The following is a 19,614-nucleotide window of genomic DNA, read 5'->3' on the forward strand; positions in this document are numbered from 1 at the left end:
CCATCCCGCGCAGGATGGTCTGGCCCGACTCCTGGTCGGTGGAGACGCGGAAGGACGGATCCTCCGCCGCGAGCTTGGCGAGCGCGATGCCGAGCTTCTCCTGATCGGCCTTCGACTTCGGCTCGACCGCGATCTCGATGATTGGCCCCTGATCGTTCGGCATCGCAAGCGCCCTCGAAGAGCTGAAATCGCCACCTAACGATCCTCTATGAAGGGAATCCCTATCGGACTCAATGCGCGCTATGCCTATAGTCCTAAGATAGTCATCACTGCCAGCGAGTTTTTTCGAAGGATCCGTTTCTTGGCTGAGCACGTCGAATAGTATGCGTCGACGGAATGACGAGTCTACCAGTGCGCGATCAGGACATTATTCCAGCGCGATCATCGCTGCATCGCTTAGTAAGGAATACTGATGAACCATCCCGACGTGGCGGAAGCGGCCCTCGCCTTCCTGCGCGACGGCCGCTTCCCGGATCGGTTGCGCGACATGCCGGGCGGAGCCGTCCGCCCGGCGCGATAGGGCCTCAGCCCGCCATCGCCGCCTTGAGGTTCTCGTCGACCTTGTCGAGGAAGCCGGTGGTGGAGAGCCACTTCTGCTCGGGCCCGACGAGAAGGGCGAGATCCTTGGTCATGTAGCCCGCCTCGACGGTGTCGACGCAGACGGTCTCGATCGTCGTCGCGAACTTGGCGAGCTCGGCGTTGCCGTCGAGCTTGGCCCGGTGGGCGAGGCCGCGGGTCCAGGCGAAGATCGAGGCGATCGAGTTGGTCGAGGTCTCCTTGCCCTTCTGGTGCTCGCGGTAGTGGCGCGTCACCGTGCCGTGCGCGGCCTCGGCCTCGACGGTCTGGCCGTCCGGCGTCATCAGCACCGAGGTCATCAGGCCGAGCGAGCCGAAGCCCTGCGCCGCCGTGTCGGACTGCACGTCGCCGTCGTAGTTCTTGCAGGCCCAGACGTAGCCGCCGGACCACTTCAGGCACGAGGCGACCATGTCGTCGATCAGCCGGTGCTCGTAGGTGATGCCGAGCGCCTGGAACTTGCCCTTGAACTCGGCGTCGAACACTTCCTGGAACAGGTCCTTGAAGCGGCCGTCATAGGCCTTGAGGATGGTGTTCTTGGTCGACAGGTAGACCGGGTACTTGCGCGCGAGGCCGTAGTTCAGCGAGGCGCGGGCGAAGTCGCGGATCGAGTCGTCGAGGTTGTACATCGACATCGCGACGCCGGCGGCCGGGAACTTGAACACCTCCTTCTCGATCACGGTGCCGTCGTCGCCCTCGAACTTGATCGTCAGGCGGCCCTTGCCCGGCACCTTGAAGTCGGTGGCGCGGTACTGGTCGCCGTAGGCGTGGCGGCCGATGACGAAGGGCTGGGTCCAGCCCGGCACGAGGCGGGGCACGTTCTTGCAGATGATCGGCTCGCGGAAGATGACGCCGCCGAGGATGTTGCGGATCGTGCCGTTGGGCGAGCGCCACATCTCCTTGAGCTTGAACTCCTTGACGCGCTGCTCGTCGGGGGTGATGGTGGCGCACTTCACGCCGACGCCGTGGCGCTTGATCGCCTCGGCCGCGTCGACCGTCACCTTGTCGTTCGTGGCATCGCGATGCTCGACGCCGAGGTCGTAATAGTCGAGGTCCAGGTCGAGATAGGGGTGGATCAGCTTGTTCTTGATCTCGGACCAGATGATCCGGGTCATCTCGTCGCCGTCGAGCTCGACGACGGGCTTCGCCACCTTGATCTTGTCCATGAGCCGCTGCCTTCCGTGGTAATCCGGGCGGGCCCCATGCAAATGCCGTGCGGCCGCGGGGCGGGTCATAGCGCGGGCGTTTCCCGGGCGAAAGCCGGGGGCGCGGACAGGCCGCCGGGGCTGTCATGCAAGCTCGGCCGTGCGGCGCTTAGGGGTGGACATCCGGCCGTCCGGCTGGGATCAGCGCGCATCCATCACGCGTGAGGAGCAACCATGAGCGAGCGCATCATCCTGCGGGCCGGCGAGGCGCTGGTCGCCGGCGGGCCGCCGAACACCGCATCCGAGCCGGAGGTGATCATCGGCGAGCTCGACGGGCCGGTCGGCACTGCGCTGGCCACGCTGACCGGCGACCAGGTCGTCGGCCATTCCCGCGTCTTCGCGCTGCTGAACACCGACATCATGGTGCGGCCGGTGACGCTGTGCGTCTCCAAGGTCAGCGTCACGGAATCGAAGTACACCTCGATCCTGATGGGCACGGTGCAGTTCGCCATCGCCAACGGCGTGCTCGATGCGGTCCGCGCCGGCTACATCCCCAAGGAGAAGGCCAACGACCTCGGCATCATCTGCTCGGTCTGGCTCAGCCCCGGCGTGATCCAGGCCGAGACCGTCGACCACAAGGCGCTGTTCGACATCCAGCGCCGCGGCATGACGGAGGCGATCCGCAAGGCGATGACCAACGAGCCCTCGATCGACTGGCTGCTGGAGAACCAGGACAAGATCGTGCACAAGTATTATCAGATGGGCCTCGACGGGAAGATCTGATCCTTGCGGCCGAGACCCTCCGGTCCGGCCGGCGGCCCTTCCGCACGGCGGACGTCCATGCGAGAGCGCCGCGCATGAGCGCCCCCGTCGTCATCCTCGTCGAACCGCAGCTGGCCGAGAACATCGGCATGACCGCCCGCGCCATGGCGAATTTCGGGCTGTCGGAGCTGCGGCTCGTCGCGCCGCGCAACGGCTGGCCGAAGAAGGGCGCGCGTGAGGCCGCCTCCGGCGCGACGCACGTGCTCGACGCCGCCAAGGTCTTCGCGACGCTCCCCGAGGCCGTCGCCGACCTCACCATGCTGCTCGCGACCACCGCGCGGGAGCGCGGGCAGATGAAGCGCGTGCTGCTGCCCGACGCCGCCATGACGGAGGCGGCCGAGCGCGGCGCGAACGCCGAGAAGGTCGGGGTGATGTTCGGCCGCGAGCGCGTCGGGCTCCTGAACGACGAGGTCTCGCTGGCCGATGCCATCGTCACCTTTCCCGTCGCCGAGGCATTCCCGTCGCTCAACCTCGCCCAGGCCGTGCTGCTGGTCGGCTACGAGTGGCGGCGCGCGGCGGGCCTCGCCCGACCGCGCTTCACCGGCGAGATCCGGGCGCCGCAGGCGACCCGCGAGGCGCTGCTCTCCCTGTTCGACATCCTCGAGGCGACGCTCGCGCGCGCCGGATTCTACCCGCCGCAGAAGCGCGAGATCATCGCCCGCAACATGCGCGACCGGCTCCACCGCATGAGCCTGACCGACCAGGACGTGCGCACCTTCCGCGGTGCGCTCAAGGCGCTCGAACGCGGGGCGCGGCGCCGACCGGACGACGCGTCCTAGAGGATTTTTGGTGATCCCCGGATCACGAAAAACGCTCTATCTTGTCTAGAGATCGCATTGTCTTCACGCGAGCCGGGATCCACCTCGCTTGAAGATGCTCTAGCTGCGATCGGCCGGCTTGCGGGCCAAGGCGGCCGCGGCGCGGCTCGACTGGGCGGCGAGGCTGCGCAGCGAGGCGAGGTTGGCGGCGACCTCCGCGGGCGGCAGGTCGCGCCGCAGGATCGCCTCGGCCTCGTCGAACCGGGCCTTCAGGCCGAGCACCAGGGCGAGGTTGCCGCGCACCCGCGCGTCTGCGCCGGGCCGCGAGACCGCGACGCGCATCGTCTCCTCGGCGCGGTCGAGCTGGCGTGCCAGCGCGTAGGACAGACCGAGATTGGACAGGACGGAGGGCTCGTCGGGGCGGATCTTGAGGGCCGCTTCGTAGAAGCTCTGCGCGCGGGCGTGGTCGCCGAGCTGGTCGGAGACGGAGCCCTGCGCCGACAGGATGCGCCAGTCGGGCTGCGCCGGGGAATGGGCGTTCTGCAGCACGTCCTGCGCCTCCTGCAGCCGCCCGACCTCGACCAGGGACTTGCCGTAGGCGCCGAGCACCGCCGTGTTGCGCGGGTTCCGCAGGGCAGCCTGCTGCAGCACCGCGCTCGCCTGGGCACGCTGGTCGGTGGCCCGCAACGCCTGCGCGTAGCGCATCGCGATGCCGAGATCGTTCGGGTTGGCCGCGTAGGATTCGGCGAGCGACTCGACCTGCCCGGCCGCGATGCGCGGGGCGTCGATCGAGCCGGTGGTCTCGGGCGAGCGCGACTGGCACCCAGCGGCCACGAGGGTGACCAGGCAGGCGGCGACCAGGCGGGGGGCCGAACCCCGGGCGAACGGGGCCGTATTCGGCCGGAGGGCCGCGATCATGGAATGCTCCGTCGAGGTCCGGCAGGAGGTTCTTCCCGTGCCGGACGGGACGGTGATAGAGCGTTAACCCTAACCCGGGGTTAAGCGCCCGGCCCGGCCAGGACCGCATGACAGACACCGCACCGTCCCTTCCGCCCCTGTTGCCGGCCGGAACCTCCGGCATCCCGATCTCCCTGGTCGCGAAGGACGGGTGGCCGAGGATCGAAGCCGGCCTCGACGCCGCGCAGCGGACCTATGCGGGGGCGATCGGCTTCGCGGCCAAGCCCGGGCAGGTGGCGTTGCTGCCCGCCGCCGACGGGACGCTCGCCCGCGTGCTGTTCGGCCTCGGCGAGACCGACGCGGCCGGCCACGATCGGCTTCTCGCCGGCAAGCTCCCCGGCCTGCTGCCGCCCGGCACCTACGCCTTCGCGGATGCCGAGGCGCCGGCCGAGGCGGCGCTCGCCTGGCTGCTCGGATCCTATCGCTTCTCGCGCTACCGCCCCGCCGGGCCGGAGCGCCCCCGCCTCGTCGCGCCGGAGGGAATCGACGCCGCCGACACCGATCGCATCGCCGCCGCGGTCGCGCTCGGGCGCGACCTCGTCAACACGCCGGCCAACGACCTCGGCCCGGCCGAGATCGAGGCGGCGGCGCGTGCGCTGGCCGAGCGGCACGGGGCGACGATCACGGTCATCGCCGGCGCCGAGCTCGAGCGCGATTTCCCGCTGGTCCATGCGGTCGGCGCCGCCTCGACCCGGCCGCCCCGGCTGATCGACCTCACCTGGGGGCCGGCCGACGCGCCGCGGGTGACGCTGGTCGGCAAGGGCGTCGCCTTCGACACCGGCGGCCTCGACATCAAGCCGTCGGCCGGCATGCTGCTGATGAAGAAGGATATGGGCGGCGCAGCCGCAGCCCTCGCCGCCGCCGACATGGCGATGGGCGCCGGCCTGCGCCTGCGGCTGCGCCTGCTCATCCCGGCTGTGGAGAACGCGATCTCCGGCGAGGCCTTCCGCCCCGGCGACGTGATCCGCAGCCGCGCCGGGCTCACCGTCGAGATCGGCAACACCGATGCCGAGGGCCGGCTGATCCTCGCCGACGCGCTGGCGCTCGCCGATGCCGACGCGCCCGAGCTGCTGATCGACTTCGCGACACTCACCGGTGCCGCCCGCGTGGCGCTCGGCCCCGACCTGCCGGCGTTCTTCACCGAGGACGACGCGTTCGCCGCCGCGTTCGAGGCGGCGGGCCGCGCCGCGGCCGATCCGGTCTGGCGCCTGCCGCTGCACGCGCCCTATGCGAGCCTGCTCGCCTCGAAGGTGGCCGACCTCAACAATGTCTCCGGCGGCCCCTTCGCCGGGGCGATCACCGCCGCGCTGTTCCTGCGCCGCTTCGCCCCGAGCACCAAGGGCCACGTCCACCTCGACCTCTACGGCTGGAACCCCTCGGCCAAGCCCGGCCGGCCGGAGGGCGGTGAGGTGCAGACCGCGCGCCTGGTCTACGCGCTGCTCAAGGAGCGCTACCCGGCGGCGTGACACGCGGGATCTTCGTGGGGGAAGATGGCCCACGTCGTCGTCGGCTCGCCTGCCGGGCTCGTCGCGGGCCGGAGCCGGGCCGCTAGGCCGCGGCGGCCAGCGCCTCCGGGCCGGCGGCCTCGATGCGGTTCCGACCGAGGACTTTTGCCCGGTACAGCGCGCCGTCGGCGCTCGCGAGCCTCTCGGCGAGACCGCGGCCCTCCGGGGCCGCGAGCCCGCCGCTGACGGTGGCGTGGATCGCGAGGCCGTCCGCCCCCGCCGGCGCCGCAGCGAACCGGCGCGCGATCGCCGCGCCGCGGCTGAGCGCCGGCTGCCGGTCGTAGCCGGGCAGGAGCGCGGCGAACGCCTCGCCGCCGAGACGGACGAGGAGCGCATCGGACCCCGTCCCCTCGCGTACGGTCTCGGCGAACAGCGTCAAGTCTCGTCGCCGACCGGATGGCCGTAGCGGTCGACGGTCCGCTCGCGAAGCTGGACGACGCCCGCGATGCAGGCTTGCCGCATGCCCGACATCCTTACGCCGCGTGATCACGAGGCTGCACGCGCCTGCGCGCCGAGGTTTCCACCAGCGCGCGTGTCGGCGACGGTCGCCGCGACCGCGATGATCGAGCAATGGCGGCGCTCTCATCTTCCCGCGTCGACAGCCGCGACCCGGAGACGCTTGCGCGTCCACGTCTCATCCCGCCAGCGGCAGCCCCGTCTCGATCAGGCGTGCCCAGAGCGAGGCGCCGAGCGGGGCGGCGGCGTCGCAGAAATCGTAGTGCGGGTGGTGGAGCGCGGCGCTGTCGCCGTTGCCGAGGAACAGGTAGGCGCCAGGGCGCCGGCCGAGCATGTAGGAGAAGTCCTCGGCCGCCATCATCGGCGCGACGGCGCGGTCGACCCGCGCTTCGCCGACGAGGCCGGCGGCGACGTCGGCCATGAAGGCGGCTTCCGCCGGGTGGTTCTCGGTCACGGGGTAGCTCGATCCGAAGTCGACGCTGCCGACCGCGCCGAACCCGGCCGAGACCTGCTCGACGATCGCCACGATCCGCGCCTTCGTCGTTGTGCGCACCGCGGTCGAGAGCGCGCGCATGGTGCCGCGCATCGTCACCGTCTGCGGCAGCACGTTGAAGGCTTCGCCGGCTTCGAGCGCGCAGACCGAGACCACGGCCGATTGCAGCGGGTCGATGGTGCGCGACACGATCGATTGCAGGGCGATCACCACGTGGCTCGCCACCACGACGCTGTCGATCGCGTTGTGCGGCAGGGCGGCGTGGCCGCCGCGTCCCTCGATCGTCAGGGTGAAGCGGTCGGTCGAGGCCATGATCGGGCCGGGACGGATCGCGAAGGATCCGAGCGCGAGGCCGGGGATGTTGTGCATCCCGTAGACCGCATCGATGCCGAAGCGCTCCATCAGCCCGTCCTCGACCATCGCCTCGCCGCCGCCGCCGCCCTCCTCCGCGGGCTGGAAGATCAGCACCGCCGTCCCGTCGAAGTTGCGGGTGGCCGCGAGGTACTTCGCGGCGCCGAGCAGCATCGCGGTGTGCCCGTCGTGCCCGCAGGCGTGCATCTTGCCCGGCACGGTCGAGCGGTAGGCGAGGTCACGCACCTCCTGGATCGGCAGGGCGTCCATGTCGGCGCGCAGACCCAGGGTGCGGGCGGCGGCTTGGCCCGCGCCGTGTCCGGCCCCGTTTCCCCTGCCCCGGATCACGCCGACGACGCCGGTCCGGCCGATGCCGGTCTCGACCGCGTCGCAGCCGAAGGCCGCGAGCTTGTCGGCGACGAAGCCGGCGGTGCGCGTGACGTCGTAGAGCAACTCGGGATGGGCGTGCAGGTCGTGCCGCCAGGCGGTCATCTCGTCGGCGAAGCGCCGGATCTCCGGCAGGCCGCCCGTGGATCGGTCCTCGGCGGCCGCGCCGCGGACGTGGGCATCGCGGGCGATCGGAGGTTCGGCGGACGGGTGCGGCAACGGCATGGATCGGTAGGCCTTCGGCTCCGGTCGTCGCGGCCGGCAGGTCCCACCAGCAAACAGGGGGCCAACGCTCCGGTCAACGTGGGAGCGACGGCGTATCGCCTCAGCGGCGGCGCCCCGATCCGCCGTCGTTGTGGGCGAGCGTCTGCGCCGCGAGCGCCGCGTCCAGTTTCCGCATCGCCTCGAAGCGCGCGATGTCGGCCTCGACGTCGCGGATCGTCTCCTCGACGAGGTGATGCTGGATCGCGAGGCGGGGATCGTCGGGCGCCATGCCCTCGCGCTCGCGCAGGCGCAGCACCGCCTGCCGCACCACCCCGTAGACCGCCTCGCGCTCGGCCCGGTTCATGGTCGGCTTGATCGCCTGGGCGACGAGGTCGGAGAAGTCCGGCATGGGCGTGCGATCGGGTCCGCTCGAGGGGGGGCGGCCGAACCCGGATGCGGGCCGGCCCTATCGGGCGCTGCGCCCGCTCAGATCCGCTGGTCCCTGATCCCGCCGACGATCAGCGACACCGAGCTCCACAGCACGACGAAGCAGAAGAACAGCACCGCGAGCTGGCGCCAGCGCTTGGGATAGAGCGAATCCGTCGGGATCATCGGCGGCACGAAGGCCGTGAGGAAGATGTGCTGCTTGCCGGCGGAGACGCGCGCCCGGTCGAGCAGCGTGTTCGCCATCTCGTTGAGCTTCTCGGCGATGGTGCGCTCGACCATCAGGCCCTCGTATTCGAGCAGCGCGTTGGTCATGGTCGCGCCGCCGGCGGCGCCCCCGTCGGTGGTCAGCTGGTCCTGCAGCGTCTTCATCTGGCCGTCGATCGCCGCCACCGTCGCGGCGAGGACCTGGATCGAGCGGGACTTCTCGTCGAGGTTCGAGCCGCGCAGCACCTGGAGGTCGTTCTCCGCCTTCAGCTTCTCCTTGCGCAGGGTCATCATCGTCAGCAGGGTGCCCTCCGCCGACTTGATCGGATCGATGATGCCCCAGTGGTTGCGGTAGCGCTGGATGTCCAGCGTCGCCTTGCGCAGCCGCTCCTGCGCCGCCGCCGAATCGATCTCGGCCTGCTTGACCATGTCGGCCTGCGCGCGCCGCGAGATCTCGTTGATCAGCACCTCGGAGCGGGCGACGACGTCCTTGGCGATCGCCAGGGCGTCCTCCGGCGTAAAGGCGCGGACCGACAGCTGGATCACGCCCGAGATCGCGTCGATCCGCGCCTGGACGTGCTCCTGCCAGTACTTCGTCAGCTCCTCGATCGGCTGCGGCGTGCGATAGCGCGCCCAGAAATCGGCTTCGTTGCGAGAGAACATCTGCGACACGCCGAGGCTCTTCTCGACGGCGTCGACCATCGCCTGGCTGTTGATGAAGTCCCGGACGATGTAGCTGTCCTGGCTGTTGTGCTTCTGAATCAGGCTGGTGTACTCGCCGAGCGACACGTTCTCCATCGGCTCGACGTTGCCGCGCACGGCGAACTGCGCCTCGGCGATGTACTGGTCCGAGGCGATCGCGAACAGGTAGAACCCGACGACCGCGGTCGGCAACAGGACGAACAGGCTGAAGCGCTGGACCAGCCGGGCGACGTAGCTCTTCGGCTCCGCGTCGACCGGGCTGAGGCCCGGCAGGCGGGTCCAGGCGAGGCTCTCGCGGGTGCGCTGGACCAGCGAGCGCCGGGCCGGATCGCGGATCGGCTCGATCGTCTCGGCACCGCGCCGAAGCTCGGTCACAGACCGCTGCGCGACCTGCAGAAGGCCGCGGAGCCGATCGCCTTGCCTGACCTCGTCGACGCTCATCCGTTCCGGTTTCCTGCGCTCTGCTCGTTCGACCGCGCCGTGACGGAGACGGCCGCGCCGTGCGACCTCGCCGGCTCGCTTTCGAGACGAGGCCCGCTCGCGATCGGAGCGGTGCCGCAATCCCGTTCTTTTCGGCCCTTTTTAAGGCGCCGGCGGTGCGCGGCCGGCGGCGGCCGGCACGATCCGCCGCGGTTGCGCGCCGCCCGTCCCCGTCCTACCCGATGTGCGATGAAAACGGATTCCGCCGACGTCGCATCTGCCCGACCCGTCCGAACGGCGAAGGCGAAGTTCTCCGAGGTGGTGGCGGTCTGCACGAAGTGCGCCAAGCGCCAGGGCTTGCCCAAGCGGGCGATCCGCGACCGGGTGAAGGCCGGCCTGAAGCAGGCCCGGCCCGGGGCGAAGCTTCGGATCGTCGAGACCGGATGCCTCGGCCCCTGCCCGAAGCGCCTCGTCGCCGTCGCCACCGGGGCCAGCGTCGCGGGCGGGCGGATCCTGCTGATCGACCCGGCGGCGCCCGCGGCCGAGATCGCCGCCCAGCTGCTGCCGTGCCGGAGACCGGCCGCGCCGTCGCACGATCCGGAGGCCGGAGACGATCGGGACGCGGCCGCGTGACGGCGCCGGGGGCCTCCCGCGCGGGCCGGCCCGGGGTCGCGCGGGCGATCCTGCGCCGCCTGCCGCTGGCCGGCACCGTGCTCGGCCTCGGCCTCGCCGTCTGGCTCGTCGCCACCAACGACCTCGGAGCCGTCGCCGACGCGTTCGGCCGGATCGGGTTCCTGGGCCTGGCCGCCGTGGTGATGATGCGGGCGGCCATCGTGACGATCTGCGCGGTCGCCTGGCAGCGCATCCTCGACGGCCTATCGCCGGCCGGCCTTCCCGCCTTCGCCACCCTGCGCTTCGTGCGCGAGGGCATCAACGTGCTGCTGCCGGTCGCCTCCGTCGGGGGCGACGTGGTCGGCGGCCGGCTGTTGACCTTCTGGGGCGTCGCCGGCCCGCTCGCCGCCGCCTCGATCCTCGCCGACATGCTGTTCCAGGTCGGGACGCAGGCGCTGTTCGCGCTGCTCGGCGCCGGCCTGCTGATGCAGGTGGAGGGCGAGCCGGCCGCCGAGCTCGCGCGCTGGGTGCTGCGGGCGCTCGCGGTTGCTGGCCTCGTGCTCGCCGCCTTCTTCGCCTTCCAGCGCACGGGTGCGGCGCGCTTCGTCGAGCGCAAGCTCGGCGCGCTCTCACGGCGCTTCGTGCGCGAGGCCGAGCCGGCCCGCAGCGAGGGCGGCAGCGTGCAGGATGCGCTCGATGCGGTCTGGGGCCCCGGACGGCGCCTGCGCCTGCTGCAATCGGTCCTGCTGCACGCCCTCGCCTGGACGCTGGGCGCGGCCGAGATCGCCATCGTGCTCGCCTGCATCGGCGTCGAGGGCGTGACCGTGCCCGAGGTCCTGGTGATCGAGGCCCTGAGCCAGGCGATCAAGTCGGCGGCCTTCCCGATCCCGAGCGGGCTCGGCGTGCAGGAGGGCGGCTTCGTGATCGTCGGCGCGCTGTTCGGCATCGATCCCGGCACCGCCATCGCCCTGTCGCTCGCCAAGCGCGTCCCCGACGTGGTGCTCGGCCTGCCCTCCCTGATCGTGTGGCAGAACCTCGAATCGCGCCGCGGCACCGTGGGCTCGCCGACGCCATGAGCACGCGCGGCCCGTCCGCAAGGCTCGATCCGTCCTCCAGGCTTGCACGGCCCGAGAACCCGCCCCAGGGTGCCGCCGCCATGAAGCCCGCCGACATCCATCCTCGTTTCCGGATCCCGCGTCGTCTCGGGCTCGCCGTCTTCGCGCTCGCGCTCGGCGCGGGTCCGGCCGCCGCGCAGAGCCTCACCGTGGATCTCGGCGCGGGCGGCGCCAGCGAGCGCGCGCTGCAGCTCGTCGCGCTCATCACCGTGCTAGCTTTGGCGCCCTCGGTCCTGGTGATGGCGACCGCGTTCACGCGGATCGTGGTGGTGCTGTCGATCCTGCGCTCGGCGCTCGGCACCCAGACCGCGCCGCCCACCACGGTGATCGTCAGCCTCGCGCTGTTCCTTACCGCCTTCGTGATGGCGCCGACCGGGCGCGAAGCCTACCGCGCCGGCATCGAGCCGCTGCTCGCCAACCAGATCACGCAGGTGCAGGCCTTCGAGCGGGCGTCGGCGCCGTTCAAGGCGTTCATGCTGAAGAACGTCCGCGAGAAGGACCTGAAGCTGTTCCTCGACATGGCCAAGGTGCCGGTGCCCTCCGGGCCCGAGGCGGTCGGCCTCGAGATCGTCACGCCGGCCTTCATGATCTCGGAGCTGCGCCGCGCCTTCGAGATCGGCTTCCTGCTGTTCATCCCGTTCCTGATCATCGACCTCGTGGTCGCCTCCGTGCTGATGGCGGTGGGCATGATGATGGTGCCGCCGGCGACCGTGGCGCTGCCGTTCAAGCTGATCTTCTTCGTGCTGGTCGACGGCTGGACGCTCGTCGCCGGATCGCTGGTGCAGAGCTACGGGGGAAGCTGACGCGGGCTTCGTTCGCGGAAAGCTCACATTGACGAGCCGCCCGGCGCGGCCCATCCTGATCCCATGTCGGTCGACACCATCCACCTCATGCGGCGGACCGATCCCGGCGCTCCGCTGCGGGATCTCGACGACGTGCGCGTGCTTGCCAGTGTCGTGACGATGGACGGCGACATGATCCCGGCCGGCGCCGCGGGAACCGTGGTCGCGGTCTGGGGGGCCGGCGAGGCCTACGAGGTCGAGTTCCCGGAACCACCCGGCGCGCTCGCCACCGTCGAGGCAGCGCAGCTCGTGCGAACGGGGCGCTCGGTTCCTTGATCGACGAAGGCTGGTGGCCGGTCCTCGAGATTCCGGACGGCAAGCTGGTCGATTACCTCCTAAACCCCGAACATCCGACAGGCGGCCCGAAGGCGCGCTTCTTCCTGTCTTTCGGGTTCGATCGGTCCCGGCCGCAAGAGCTCGGCCGAGCCTTGCTGGCACAGGCCGACGCGCTCTACGGCACGGAAGCCCTTTGCTTGGTCCAGGTCGACGGTCGCGTGCGCCTCGTCGTCGAGGGGCCGATCGCTGCCCCGGATGGACGGCGCCCGCGCGTCCGCGTCGTCTGGCAGCAACAAGCGGCGATCGCTTGGCGCCTCATCACCGCGGTGCCGCTGACGCGCTGATGCCTTCGCCCATCGACCCGACGAAGCGAAGGCCGCGATCACGGCAACCGCTCCGATGACGAATGCATGCGGCGGACGCATCGCCATCCGGCGAGGCCGCACCGCCAGGTCCGACGATGCTCAGCCTGGCGGCGTCGCTTGCCCGTCCGCGCGCTTCTCGGGCTCGCCGCGGGCGGGGAGCGAGGCGTCCGGGTAGCGCTTGCGGTACTCGGCGAGGAAGGCCGCCAGGGTCTCGGCGTTCGTCGCCTTCTGGGCGATCTCGCGGAACCCCGGCTTCTTGGTCGCGTCGGCGCTGGTCAGCAGCGCGAAGGTGCGGGCATCGGCGCTGTCGGCCATCGCATCCGAGAACTTGGCCTTCAGCCGCTCGAGCCCGATCGGCTCGACCGCGAGGTCGTAGGCGATGCCGGCGCGGATCACGTGGGCGCGGGCCGCGTCGTCGAGCACCTTGCCGGAGCGCCACGCATCGCCGAGCAGCGCCTCGTGCGCCTCCCCGGCCTCGCGCCAGCGCCGCGCCGACCACAGGATGTCCGCCCGCAGCCGCGCCGCGTCCGGGCCGGCCTCGCCCTCGATCGTCTCGAGCGCGAGATCGGTCCGCGACAGGTCGGACAGGGCACGCGCGCGCAGCAGCGACCGGGCGCGGCGCAGGTCGCGGGGAAGCTCGGGCAGGTAGGTTCCCTCGATCGCCTCCAGCGCCATCAGCGGCTTGCCGTCCATGAGACGGATCGCGGCGAGCTGCGTCGCGACGCTCGATCGGCTCGGTCCGGTGAGGCGGTTGTCGATCTGGTACTGGAGCAGGTTGGCGGCGGGATCGAGCAGGTCGAGGCCGACGAGCCGCTCGGCCAGCCGACGCACCACGGCGTCGCCCCGCCGCCCGATCGGCGCGAAGTCCTTGAAGTCGAAGTACAATGCCACCGCGTCGATCCCGCTGAGCGAATCGCCCCGCGGCGAGAGGTACAGCTCGTCGAACAGCGCCATCGCCTCGTCGTGCAGCGCCCGGGTCTCGGGTGCATCGGAGCCGATGGCATCGGCGGCCCGCACGGCGGTGAAGGCCTCGCGATAGCGCCCGGCCGCCATGTAGAGCCGGGCGAGCCCGGCGGTGATCGCGTTCTCGATCTCGCCGCCGTGCCAGGTGATCGCCAGCCGCTCGAGCCGGTCCATCGCCTCGTCGGGGGTGATCTTGCCGGTCTCGCGCGCGAGCAGCGTGCCGCGCAGAGCCGCCGCCGCCGCCGCCGGTCGCTCGCCCGATTCGGCGAGGCGATCGTAGGCGTCGAGCGCGGCCTTGGTCCGATCGGTCGCCTCGTCGACGCGGGCCCGGACCAGGGCGACGCGGTCCCGCTCCAACGGTGTCGGCTCGGCGGTCGCGAGCTGCGCGACCCGCTGCAATGCGGTGTCGAGGTCGCCGGTCTCGAGCGCGGATTCGGCCGCCAGCGTGCGGATCGTCGCCTGCAGGGCGAGCGGGTAGCGCTCGATCACCGGCAAAGTCCGCTGGAAGCCGGCCTCGGCGTCGTGCCAGCGTCCCGCCTGCCCGTCGGCGACCGCGCGCCACAGCACTGCCTCGGGATCGCGCTGCAGCGCCTCGGTCGCGAGCACCCGACGCGCCTCTGCATTTCGGCCGATCGCGGCGAGCGCCGCGGCGCGCAGGATCGCGGTGTCGCGGCCGCTCGCCACCAGGGGGTCGTCGGCCGAGGCCGCGTCGAGGGTGGTCAGGGCCTCGGGCGCGAGGCCGTTGGCGAGCTGGGTGCGCGCGAGGGTGAGCCGCAGCGGGCCGCGCGTTCCGGCGGACGCCGCGATCGAGGCGCCGAACTGTGCCCGGATCGTCTCGCGCACGTCGCCAAGGCGCGCCTGCTCCCAGGGCTCGCGCTGGATCGCGAGGTTCGAGGCCTCGGCGAGCGGCGCTTCGGGGGGGCGCGCCACGGACGAGACCGCGAGGCCGCCCTCGCGCCCGATGACCACGCCGTCGAGGTCGGGACGCACGGTGAGGTCGTCGGCCTGAGCCAGCACGGCGAGGCCGAAGCGGCTCGGCAGCAGCTCGAAATCGACGAAGCGCTGGCGCTTCGCGATGCCGGCGGGCTTCCAGCCGCGCGCGGTGACGACGGCGATGCGCTCGCCGTCGAGATCGAGCCATGCCGCGCTGGCGGGTTGCGGCAGGCCGACCGCGACGCGCCCGTGCCCGGCGGCGTCGGGCAGGCGCGTCGGCGCGAGGGTGTCGCTCGGGCCGAGGTCGTCCCCCGCGGTCAGCTCCCAGGCGCCGGCGGCGGACCCGGCACGCACCGGCACGAGATCGAGCAAGGTCCCGGCCGGGACGGCGAAGCGCAACGCCGTCAGCGCACCCGTCCGCACCGGCTCGCCGAGGGCGCGCAGGCCGCCCGACTCGCCGGTCGGGAGGGCGACCGGCGCGCCGGTCTCGAAGACCAGGGTCGCGACCCCGCCGCGCTCGAACAATGCGACCGCCGGGCGCTTGGCGAACGGAAAGACGAGGCCGGACCCGGCCTGCCGCTCGGGCGGCTCGGGCGCCGGTGGCCGGTTCGGCGCCGCGGTGCCCGGTGGTCCGGCGGCCGCCGGAACATCGGCCGTGGCGGAGGCTTTGGCATCCCCGGTCCTGGGCGCGACCCGGCTCGGCGGCTCTCCCTTGCTCGCGGGTTCGGGCTTGGTCGCAGGTTCGGCCTTGGTCGCGGCTTCGGCTTTGGCAGCCTGCTCCGCCCTGGCAGCCGCCTCGGCCTTGGCGGCGGCGTCCTTCTTGGCGACGATGTCGAACACCACGGTGTCGTCGTCGCGGTCGGTAGAGACCGTGAAAGCATCGCCCGCCGCCACCACGAGCCCGGCCGAGGCATCGTCGGCCGACGCGGTCAGGCGGGCCATGTCCTGGCGCAGCCGGCCACGGGTCTCGGACAGGTCGAAGCTGTAGGCCCCCAGGATGCGCAGCCGCGTTGCGCCACCTTCCGGGCCGACGGTCGCCTCGGCGCCCTCGGGCAGCCGCACCGTCAGGCGGGTGAGCGTCGGCAGCTTCGCGACCTCGACGCCGAGCGGCCGGCGCACGGGTGCGGGGTTGCGCGATTTCAGGATCGCTTCCGCGGCACGCGCACGCCGGGCCAGGTCGGCGACGATCTCCGGCGGCAGCGGCGGCGGCAGGCTCGTCCAGCTCTCGGGCAGGAGGTCGACGAAGACCTTCTCGCCGGCGTCCTGCACGTTGACGCGCACGGTCCGCTGCAGGGCGAGCCGCAGGCCGCTGCCGTCGGGATCGCGCCGGACGGCGGTGAGGTAATCGGGCAGCTGCGAGACCAGCCGCTCCGGCCCAGCCTCGGTCCGCTCGCCGTAGCCGAGCACCAGCACGCCGTTCGAGAGCCGCGCCTTGATCGAGACCGCGCTGTCGAAGGTGAAGGCGATTCGCGCATAGCCCTGCGCATCGGTGCCGGCGACGGCGAGGAGCTTCGCCGCCTGGGCCGGCAGCCCGAGGCCGATCAGGACGGCGAGCGCGAGGCCCGCGCTGCGGGGCGTGCGGCGGACCCCTGGTCCCGTCTCAAGCCTCGCGCCCATCGATACGCCGCACCCGGGGCGGCGGGCGCCCCGGACGAGGGACGCAACGCTCCGACGCCGCTGAGGGCCGACACTGCCGGATCGCGGCTAACGTGCGCTTAATCGCAGTCGCCGCCGACGTCCCAACGGCATTCCCGATGGGAGGCCGCGCGACGCTCAGCGCTTGACGATCAGGTTCGGGACGATTCGGCTCGACGGGCCGAACGTCTCGATCGCGCGTTGGCAATTGGCCGGAACGTCCTTGCGATAAGTCTCGACATACGAGCGCGAGATCGCCGCCAGCTCGCCCTGCTCCAGGTCCTGCGGATCGATTCCGAGGCGCTCGACGGCCGATTTCAGCAGCGCGGGATCGCCCTGGATGTCCGGGCAGGAGGTGTTGGCGAAGCCGACCAGCCCGGCGAGCCGCGCGGCCATGACCCGCTTCTTGTCCATCGGCGGTGCGTCGGGCATCGAGTCCGGCGGCGCACCGGGCGGGCTCGACTCTTGCGCCGCGAGCGGGCTGGCGAGGCAGGCGAGCAGCGCCGCTAGGATCATCGGGTCGCGCATGCTCGGCCTCTCCTCGTCGTCTCGCTCGCCGGTGCCGTGGCGCGGCGGGTTGATGTCCCGCGCGTCGCCTTGGTCGCCGCGCGTCAGTTGCTCAGGGCGATCGCCCGGTCCCAGACCGGCGCGAACCCGCCGAGCGGCACGGCGATCGGCTGCGGATCGTTGGTCCCGGACTTCACGCCGATCACCTGAAGGGTCTTGGCCGTCCGCATCGCGTCGGTGGCGAGCGTCGGGAAGCTGATCGGCACCAGGCAGCCCTCGGACCCGCACGAGATGTAGGGCGCGCCCTTGCCGAGCACCACGTCGTCGAGCTTGAAGGTGATGCCCGGGTCGATCGCCAGGCCGAACGGCATCAGGATCAGCCCCTCGGACCGCCCGTCCTTGGGCGCCTGCAATTCGAAGGCGAACAGGCGCTTGCCGGTCTTGTTGTCCCCCTGCGACTGCATCAGCATGCACGACGTCGCCGGCTCGGCACGGCTGCAGCTCAGCGTCCAGTCGCCGTAATTCTCGGTGATGGAGAGTGCGCCGGCCGGCCAGACCGCCGCGGTCTTGGCAGGCGCGGCCTGCGCGGCAGGGGCGGCGGCCGGCGTCGCCTTCGGGGCCGGCTTCGGCGCGGGCGGGCGCGGCTTCGGCTTGACCTTCGGCGCGGCCTCGGGCGGAGCCTCCGGCGCCTCTTCCTGTGCGGCGCACGGGACTGTGCCGATCGACAGCGCGATCAGGACGGCGGCGAGGATCGCGGGACGGCGGGATGCGCGGATCGGCGACATGCGAAGAACGGCCCCCTCGGCCGATGTGGCGTTGAGGAAGCCGCCTAGCGGTCAAGCCGAGGCTGCGCAATCCGGTGCCGGTGGATTCGACCGGCGCCGCAACAGGATCAAGCGTGCGGCAGCGTCCCGGCGGCGCGTGCGCAACGCCGCTCGAAGGCGCTGCGGCCCTCGCGCCGGAGGACCCGCACGACCGTGAAGGCGAGGGTCAGGAAACCGGGATCGCGGTCCTGCGGCTCGTCGGCGGGTACCGGAACGCGGGCGGTGAGGACGGACAGCATGGCGGACTCCGTTCGATCGATGATCCGGCACGAATCGTGATCGATTTCGCGGTGCAGCATGCGAGCGTTGTGCGATGCACGCAACATGAGGTTCGGTGGGGCTCGCATGCAGTCATCGCATGCCGCGGCAAGACTTCGTCAACGACTCTGCTCGCCGCGCGGGCGTTGCGCGGTTGACCCTCACGGCACGAGGCGGCACTAGGGCCGGACATACCCCGCGCCGCGATCGATCGCCGACTGGGATCGGCGCCCGGGCCGGAGGGCCGTCGCGGACGCCCGTTCGCGGACGAGCCCGGCCTGTCGCCCCATCGTCACATCGGCCGCCTAACCCGAGCCGCCCCTGCGCGCCGCGCACATCCGAAGGACCGCCCGAGCCATGACCGACACGCCGAACCAAGGGCCGAACAGAGGGCCGATCCACGGCCGCATCAGCGGACCCATCGTGATGATCGGGTTCGGATCGATCGGTCGCGGCACGCTTCCGCTCATCGAGCGCCATTTCGAATACGACCGTGCCCGCTTCACCGTGATCGATCCGGATGATTCGCACCGGTCTCTCGCCGACAAGCACGGCCTGCGCTTCGAGACGGTCGCGCTGACCCGCGAGAATTATCGCGACGTGCTCACGCCCCTCCTCACCGAGGGCGGCGGCCAGGGCTTCTGCGTCAACCTCTCGGTCGACACCTCGTCGCGCGCGATCCTGGAGCTGTGCCGCGAGCTCGGCGCCCTCTACATCGACACCGTCGCCGAGCCGTGGCCGGGCTTCTACTTCGACAAGGAGAAGAGCCAGGGCGACCGCACCAACTACGCGCTGCGGCAGGACATCCTGGACGCGCGCACCGCCAGCCCCGGCGGCACCACCGCGGTCTCGTGCTGCGGCGCCAATCCCGGCATGGTCTCGTGGTTCGTCAAGCAGGCGGTGCTGAACATCGCGAAGGACACCGGCGTGACCACGCCCGAGCCGAAGTCCCGCGCCGAATGGGCCGCGCTGATGCGCGAGGTCGGCGTCAAGGGCGTCCACATCGCCGAGCGCGACACCCAGCGCGCCAAGCATCCGAAGCCGCAGGGCGTGTTCGTCAACACCTGGTCGGTCGAGGGCTTCGTCTCGGAGGGCAACCAGCCGGCCGAGCTCGGCTGGGGCACGCACGAGACCTGGATGCCCGAGAACGCCCGCGAGCAGGAGAAGGGCTCGCGCTGCGCGATCTACCTGCTCCAGCCCGGCGCCGACACCCGCGTGCGCTCGTGGACCCCGACCGCGCAGTCGCAGTTCGGCTTCCTCGTGACCCACAACGAGGCGATCTCGATCTCGGACTACTACACGGTTCTCGAGGGCGAGCGCGCGGCCTACCGCCCGACCTGCCACTACGCCTACCACCCGGCCAACGACGCCGTGCTGTCGCTCCACGAGATGTTCGGCAATGCCGGCAAGGTGCAGGAGAAGCACCACATCCTCGACGAGAACGAGATCGAGGACGGCATCGACGAGCTCGGCGTGCTGCTCTACGGCCACAAGAAGAACGCCTACTGGTACGGCTCGCAGCTCTCGATCGAGGAGACGCGCCGGATCGCGCCCTACCAGAACGCCACCGGCCTTCAGGTGACCTCGGCGGTGCTCGCCGGCATGGTCTGGGCGCTGGAGAACCCCGAGGCCGGCATCGTCGAGGCCGACGAGATGGACTTCCGCCGCTGCCTCGAAGTCCAGACCCCGTATCTCGGCCCCGTCGTCGGCGTCTACACCGACTGGACGCCGCTGGCCGGCCGCCCGGGCCTGTTCCCGGAGGACATCGACGCCAGCGACCCCTGGCAATTCCGCAACGTGCTCGTGCACGGCTGAACCCGAGCGTCCGCGCCGTTGCGGACCGGCCCCGGACTGCTACCA

19 protein-coding genes and 1 pseudogene are annotated in these 19,614 nt (G+C 71.5%); 9 read left to right on the forward strand and 11 right to left on the reverse strand.

Going from position 1 to position 19,614, the window contains the following annotated elements; translation table 11 throughout:
• Positions 1-145 (reverse strand): annotated as a pseudogene (locus MKK64_RS14445) (hypothetical protein); the annotation flags it as partial.
• Between the two features lie 379 nt (positions 146-524).
• Positions 525-1,739, reverse strand: coding sequence for an NADP-dependent isocitrate dehydrogenase (locus tag MKK64_RS14450; RefSeq protein ID WP_243935615.1), 1,215 nt, complete (start codon positions 1,737-1,739; stop codon positions 525-527).
• Between the two features lie 213 nt (positions 1,740-1,952).
• Here MKK64_RS14450 and MKK64_RS14455 point away from each other — a divergent pair, with 213 nt between their 5' ends.
• Positions 1,953-2,501 carry a formaldehyde-activating enzyme gene (locus tag MKK64_RS14455; RefSeq protein WP_147725869.1) on the forward strand — a complete coding sequence of 183 codons (549 nt, stop codon included), beginning with the start codon at positions 1,953-1,955 and terminating at the stop codon, positions 2,499-2,501.
• A 74-nt stretch (positions 2,502-2,575) separates the two neighbouring features.
• A complete protein-coding gene (locus MKK64_RS14460) occupies positions 2,576-3,319 on the forward strand; it encodes an RNA methyltransferase (protein ID WP_243935616.1) in 744 nt (247 codons plus the stop codon).
• A 99-nt stretch (positions 3,320-3,418) separates the two neighbouring features.
• Here the strand turns inward: MKK64_RS14460 and MKK64_RS14465 are convergent, their stop codons facing one another.
• Positions 3,419-4,216 (reverse strand): tetratricopeptide repeat protein, encoded by a 798-nt coding sequence (locus tag MKK64_RS14465; protein ID WP_243935617.1) that lies wholly within the window; start codon positions 4,214-4,216, stop codon positions 3,419-3,421.
• A 107-nt stretch (positions 4,217-4,323) separates the two neighbouring features.
• Here MKK64_RS14465 and MKK64_RS14470 point away from each other — a divergent pair, with 107 nt between their 5' ends.
• Positions 4,324-5,721 carry a leucyl aminopeptidase family protein gene (locus MKK64_RS14470; protein WP_243935618.1) on the forward strand — a complete coding sequence of 466 codons (1,398 nt, stop codon included), beginning with the start codon at positions 4,324-4,326 and terminating at the stop codon, positions 5,719-5,721.
• An 82-nt stretch (positions 5,722-5,803) separates the two neighbouring features.
• Here the strand turns inward: MKK64_RS14470 and MKK64_RS14475 are convergent, their stop codons facing one another.
• From MKK64_RS14475 to MKK64_RS14490, 4 genes are all read right to left on the reverse strand, one after another.
• Positions 5,804-6,139: a GGDEF domain-containing protein gene (locus MKK64_RS14475; protein WP_243935619.1), complete on the reverse strand. Its 336-nt coding sequence runs from the start codon at positions 6,137-6,139 to the stop codon at positions 5,804-5,806.
• A gap of 255 nt (positions 6,140-6,394) precedes the next feature.
• On the reverse strand, positions 6,395-7,582 hold the full coding sequence (locus tag MKK64_RS14480; RefSeq protein ID WP_243935670.1) for a M20 aminoacylase family protein: 1,188 nt from the start codon (positions 7,580-7,582) through the stop codon (positions 6,395-6,397).
• Between the two features lie 190 nt (positions 7,583-7,772).
• Complete coding sequence (locus MKK64_RS14485; protein ID WP_147728782.1) at positions 7,773-8,060, reverse strand: hypothetical protein; 288 nt, start codon at positions 8,058-8,060, stop codon at positions 7,773-7,775.
• Positions 8,061-8,137: 77 nt separating this feature from the next.
• Positions 8,138-9,445, reverse strand: coding sequence for a capsule biosynthesis protein (locus MKK64_RS14490; protein WP_243935620.1), 1,308 nt, complete (start codon positions 9,443-9,445; stop codon positions 8,138-8,140).
• Positions 9,446-9,673: 228 nt separating this feature from the next.
• Between MKK64_RS14490 and MKK64_RS14495 the strand changes: the two genes are divergently transcribed.
• The 5 genes from MKK64_RS14495 (at position 9,674) to MKK64_RS14515 (ending at position 12,613) form a co-directional block, all read left to right on the forward strand.
• Entirely contained in the window at positions 9,674-10,057 is a 384-nt protein-coding gene (locus MKK64_RS14495) for a hypothetical protein (RefSeq protein ID WP_243935621.1), read from the forward strand.
• Positions 10,054-11,112, forward strand: a complete 1,059-nt coding sequence (locus tag MKK64_RS14500; RefSeq protein ID WP_243935623.1) for a lysylphosphatidylglycerol synthase domain-containing protein — start codon at positions 10,054-10,056, stop codon at positions 11,110-11,112. The genes MKK64_RS14495 and MKK64_RS14500 overlap by 4 nt, the downstream gene beginning before the upstream one ends.
• 80 nt (positions 11,113-11,192) lie before the next feature.
• The gene (fliP, locus tag MKK64_RS14505) at positions 11,193-11,954 is read left to right on the forward strand and encodes a flagellar type III secretion system pore protein FliP (protein WP_279593197.1); all 762 of its coding nucleotides are present in this window, start codon (positions 11,193-11,195) and stop codon (positions 11,952-11,954) included.
• A gap of 63 nt (positions 11,955-12,017) precedes the next feature.
• Entirely contained in the window at positions 12,018-12,269 is a 252-nt protein-coding gene (locus tag MKK64_RS14510) for a DUF4926 domain-containing protein (RefSeq protein ID WP_147728581.1), read from the forward strand.
• Complete coding sequence (locus tag MKK64_RS14515; protein WP_243935624.1) at positions 12,266-12,613, forward strand: DUF6883 domain-containing protein; 348 nt, start codon at positions 12,266-12,268, stop codon at positions 12,611-12,613. Before MKK64_RS14510 ends, MKK64_RS14515 begins: the two co-directional genes overlap by 4 nt.
• 120 nt (positions 12,614-12,733) lie before the next feature.
• Here the strand turns inward: MKK64_RS14515 and MKK64_RS14520 are convergent, their stop codons facing one another.
• From MKK64_RS14520 to MKK64_RS14535, 4 genes are all read right to left on the reverse strand, one after another.
• Positions 12,734-16,147 carry a tetratricopeptide repeat protein gene (locus tag MKK64_RS14520; RefSeq protein ID WP_243935625.1) on the reverse strand — a complete coding sequence of 1,138 codons (3,414 nt, stop codon included), beginning with the start codon at positions 16,145-16,147 and terminating at the stop codon, positions 12,734-12,736.
• A gap of 156 nt (positions 16,148-16,303) precedes the next feature.
• Positions 16,304-16,693, reverse strand: a complete 390-nt coding sequence (locus tag MKK64_RS14525) for a hypothetical protein (protein ID WP_243935627.1) — start codon at positions 16,691-16,693, stop codon at positions 16,304-16,306.
• A gap of 83 nt (positions 16,694-16,776) precedes the next feature.
• Positions 16,777-17,457, reverse strand: coding sequence for an invasion associated locus B family protein (locus MKK64_RS14530; protein WP_243935629.1), 681 nt, complete (start codon positions 17,455-17,457; stop codon positions 16,777-16,779).
• A gap of 107 nt (positions 17,458-17,564) precedes the next feature.
• The gene (locus tag MKK64_RS14535; protein ID WP_243935631.1) at positions 17,565-17,795 is read right to left on the reverse strand and encodes a hypothetical protein; all 231 of its coding nucleotides are present in this window, start codon (positions 17,793-17,795) and stop codon (positions 17,565-17,567) included.
• A 316-nt stretch (positions 17,796-18,111) separates the two neighbouring features.
• Between MKK64_RS14535 and MKK64_RS14540 the strand changes: the two genes are divergently transcribed.
• On the forward strand, positions 18,112-19,569 hold the full coding sequence (locus tag MKK64_RS14540) for a homospermidine synthase (protein WP_147728458.1): 1,458 nt from the start codon (positions 18,112-18,114) through the stop codon (positions 19,567-19,569).
• The last annotated feature ends 45 nt before the right edge of the window (positions 19,570-19,614 follow it).

It is taken from the genome of Methylobacterium sp. E-025 (assembly GCF_022829705.1).
Lineage (GTDB): Bacteria > Pseudomonadota > Alphaproteobacteria > Rhizobiales > Beijerinckiaceae > Methylobacterium.

Coding starts and splice junctions, on each gene's coding strand:
- MKK64_RS14470 (WP_243935618.1), top strand. CDS start 4,324: ATGACAGACACCGCACCGTCCCTTCCGCCCCTGTTGCCGGCCGGAACC.
- MKK64_RS14495 (WP_243935621.1), top strand. CDS start 9,674: ATGAAAACGGATTCCGCCGACGTCGCATCTGCCCGACCCGTCCGAACG.
- fliP (WP_279593197.1), top strand. CDS start 11,193: ATGAAGCCCGCCGACATCCATCCTCGTTTCCGGATCCCGCGTCGTCTC.
- MKK64_RS14525 (WP_243935627.1), bottom strand. CDS start 16,693: ATGCGCGACCCGATGATCCTAGCGGCGCTGCTCGCCTGCCTCGCCAGC.
- MKK64_RS14510 (WP_147728581.1), top strand. CDS start 12,018: ATGTCGGTCGACACCATCCACCTCATGCGGCGGACCGATCCCGGCGCT.
- MKK64_RS14460 (WP_243935616.1), top strand. CDS start 2,576: ATGAGCGCCCCCGTCGTCATCCTCGTCGAACCGCAGCTGGCCGAGAAC.
- MKK64_RS14520 (WP_243935625.1), bottom strand. CDS start 16,147: ATGGGCGCGAGGCTTGAGACGGGACCAGGGGTCCGCCGCACGCCCCGC.
- MKK64_RS14530 (WP_243935629.1), bottom strand. CDS start 17,457: ATGTCGCCGATCCGCGCATCCCGCCGTCCCGCGATCCTCGCCGCCGTC.
- MKK64_RS14540 (WP_147728458.1), top strand. CDS start 18,112: ATGACCGACACGCCGAACCAAGGGCCGAACAGAGGGCCGATCCACGGC.
- MKK64_RS14485 (WP_147728782.1), bottom strand. CDS start 8,060: ATGCCGGACTTCTCCGACCTCGTCGCCCAGGCGATCAAGCCGACCATG.
- MKK64_RS14490 (WP_243935620.1), bottom strand. CDS start 9,445: ATGAGCGTCGACGAGGTCAGGCAAGGCGATCGGCTCCGCGGCCTTCTG.
- MKK64_RS14535 (WP_243935631.1), bottom strand. CDS start 17,795: ATGCTGCACCGCGAAATCGATCACGATTCGTGCCGGATCATCGATCGA.
- MKK64_RS14450 (WP_243935615.1), bottom strand. CDS start 1,739: ATGGACAAGATCAAGGTGGCGAAGCCCGTCGTCGAGCTCGACGGCGAC.
- MKK64_RS14455 (WP_147725869.1), top strand. CDS start 1,953: ATGAGCGAGCGCATCATCCTGCGGGCCGGCGAGGCGCTGGTCGCCGGC.
- MKK64_RS14465 (WP_243935617.1), bottom strand. CDS start 4,216: ATGATCGCGGCCCTCCGGCCGAATACGGCCCCGTTCGCCCGGGGTTCG.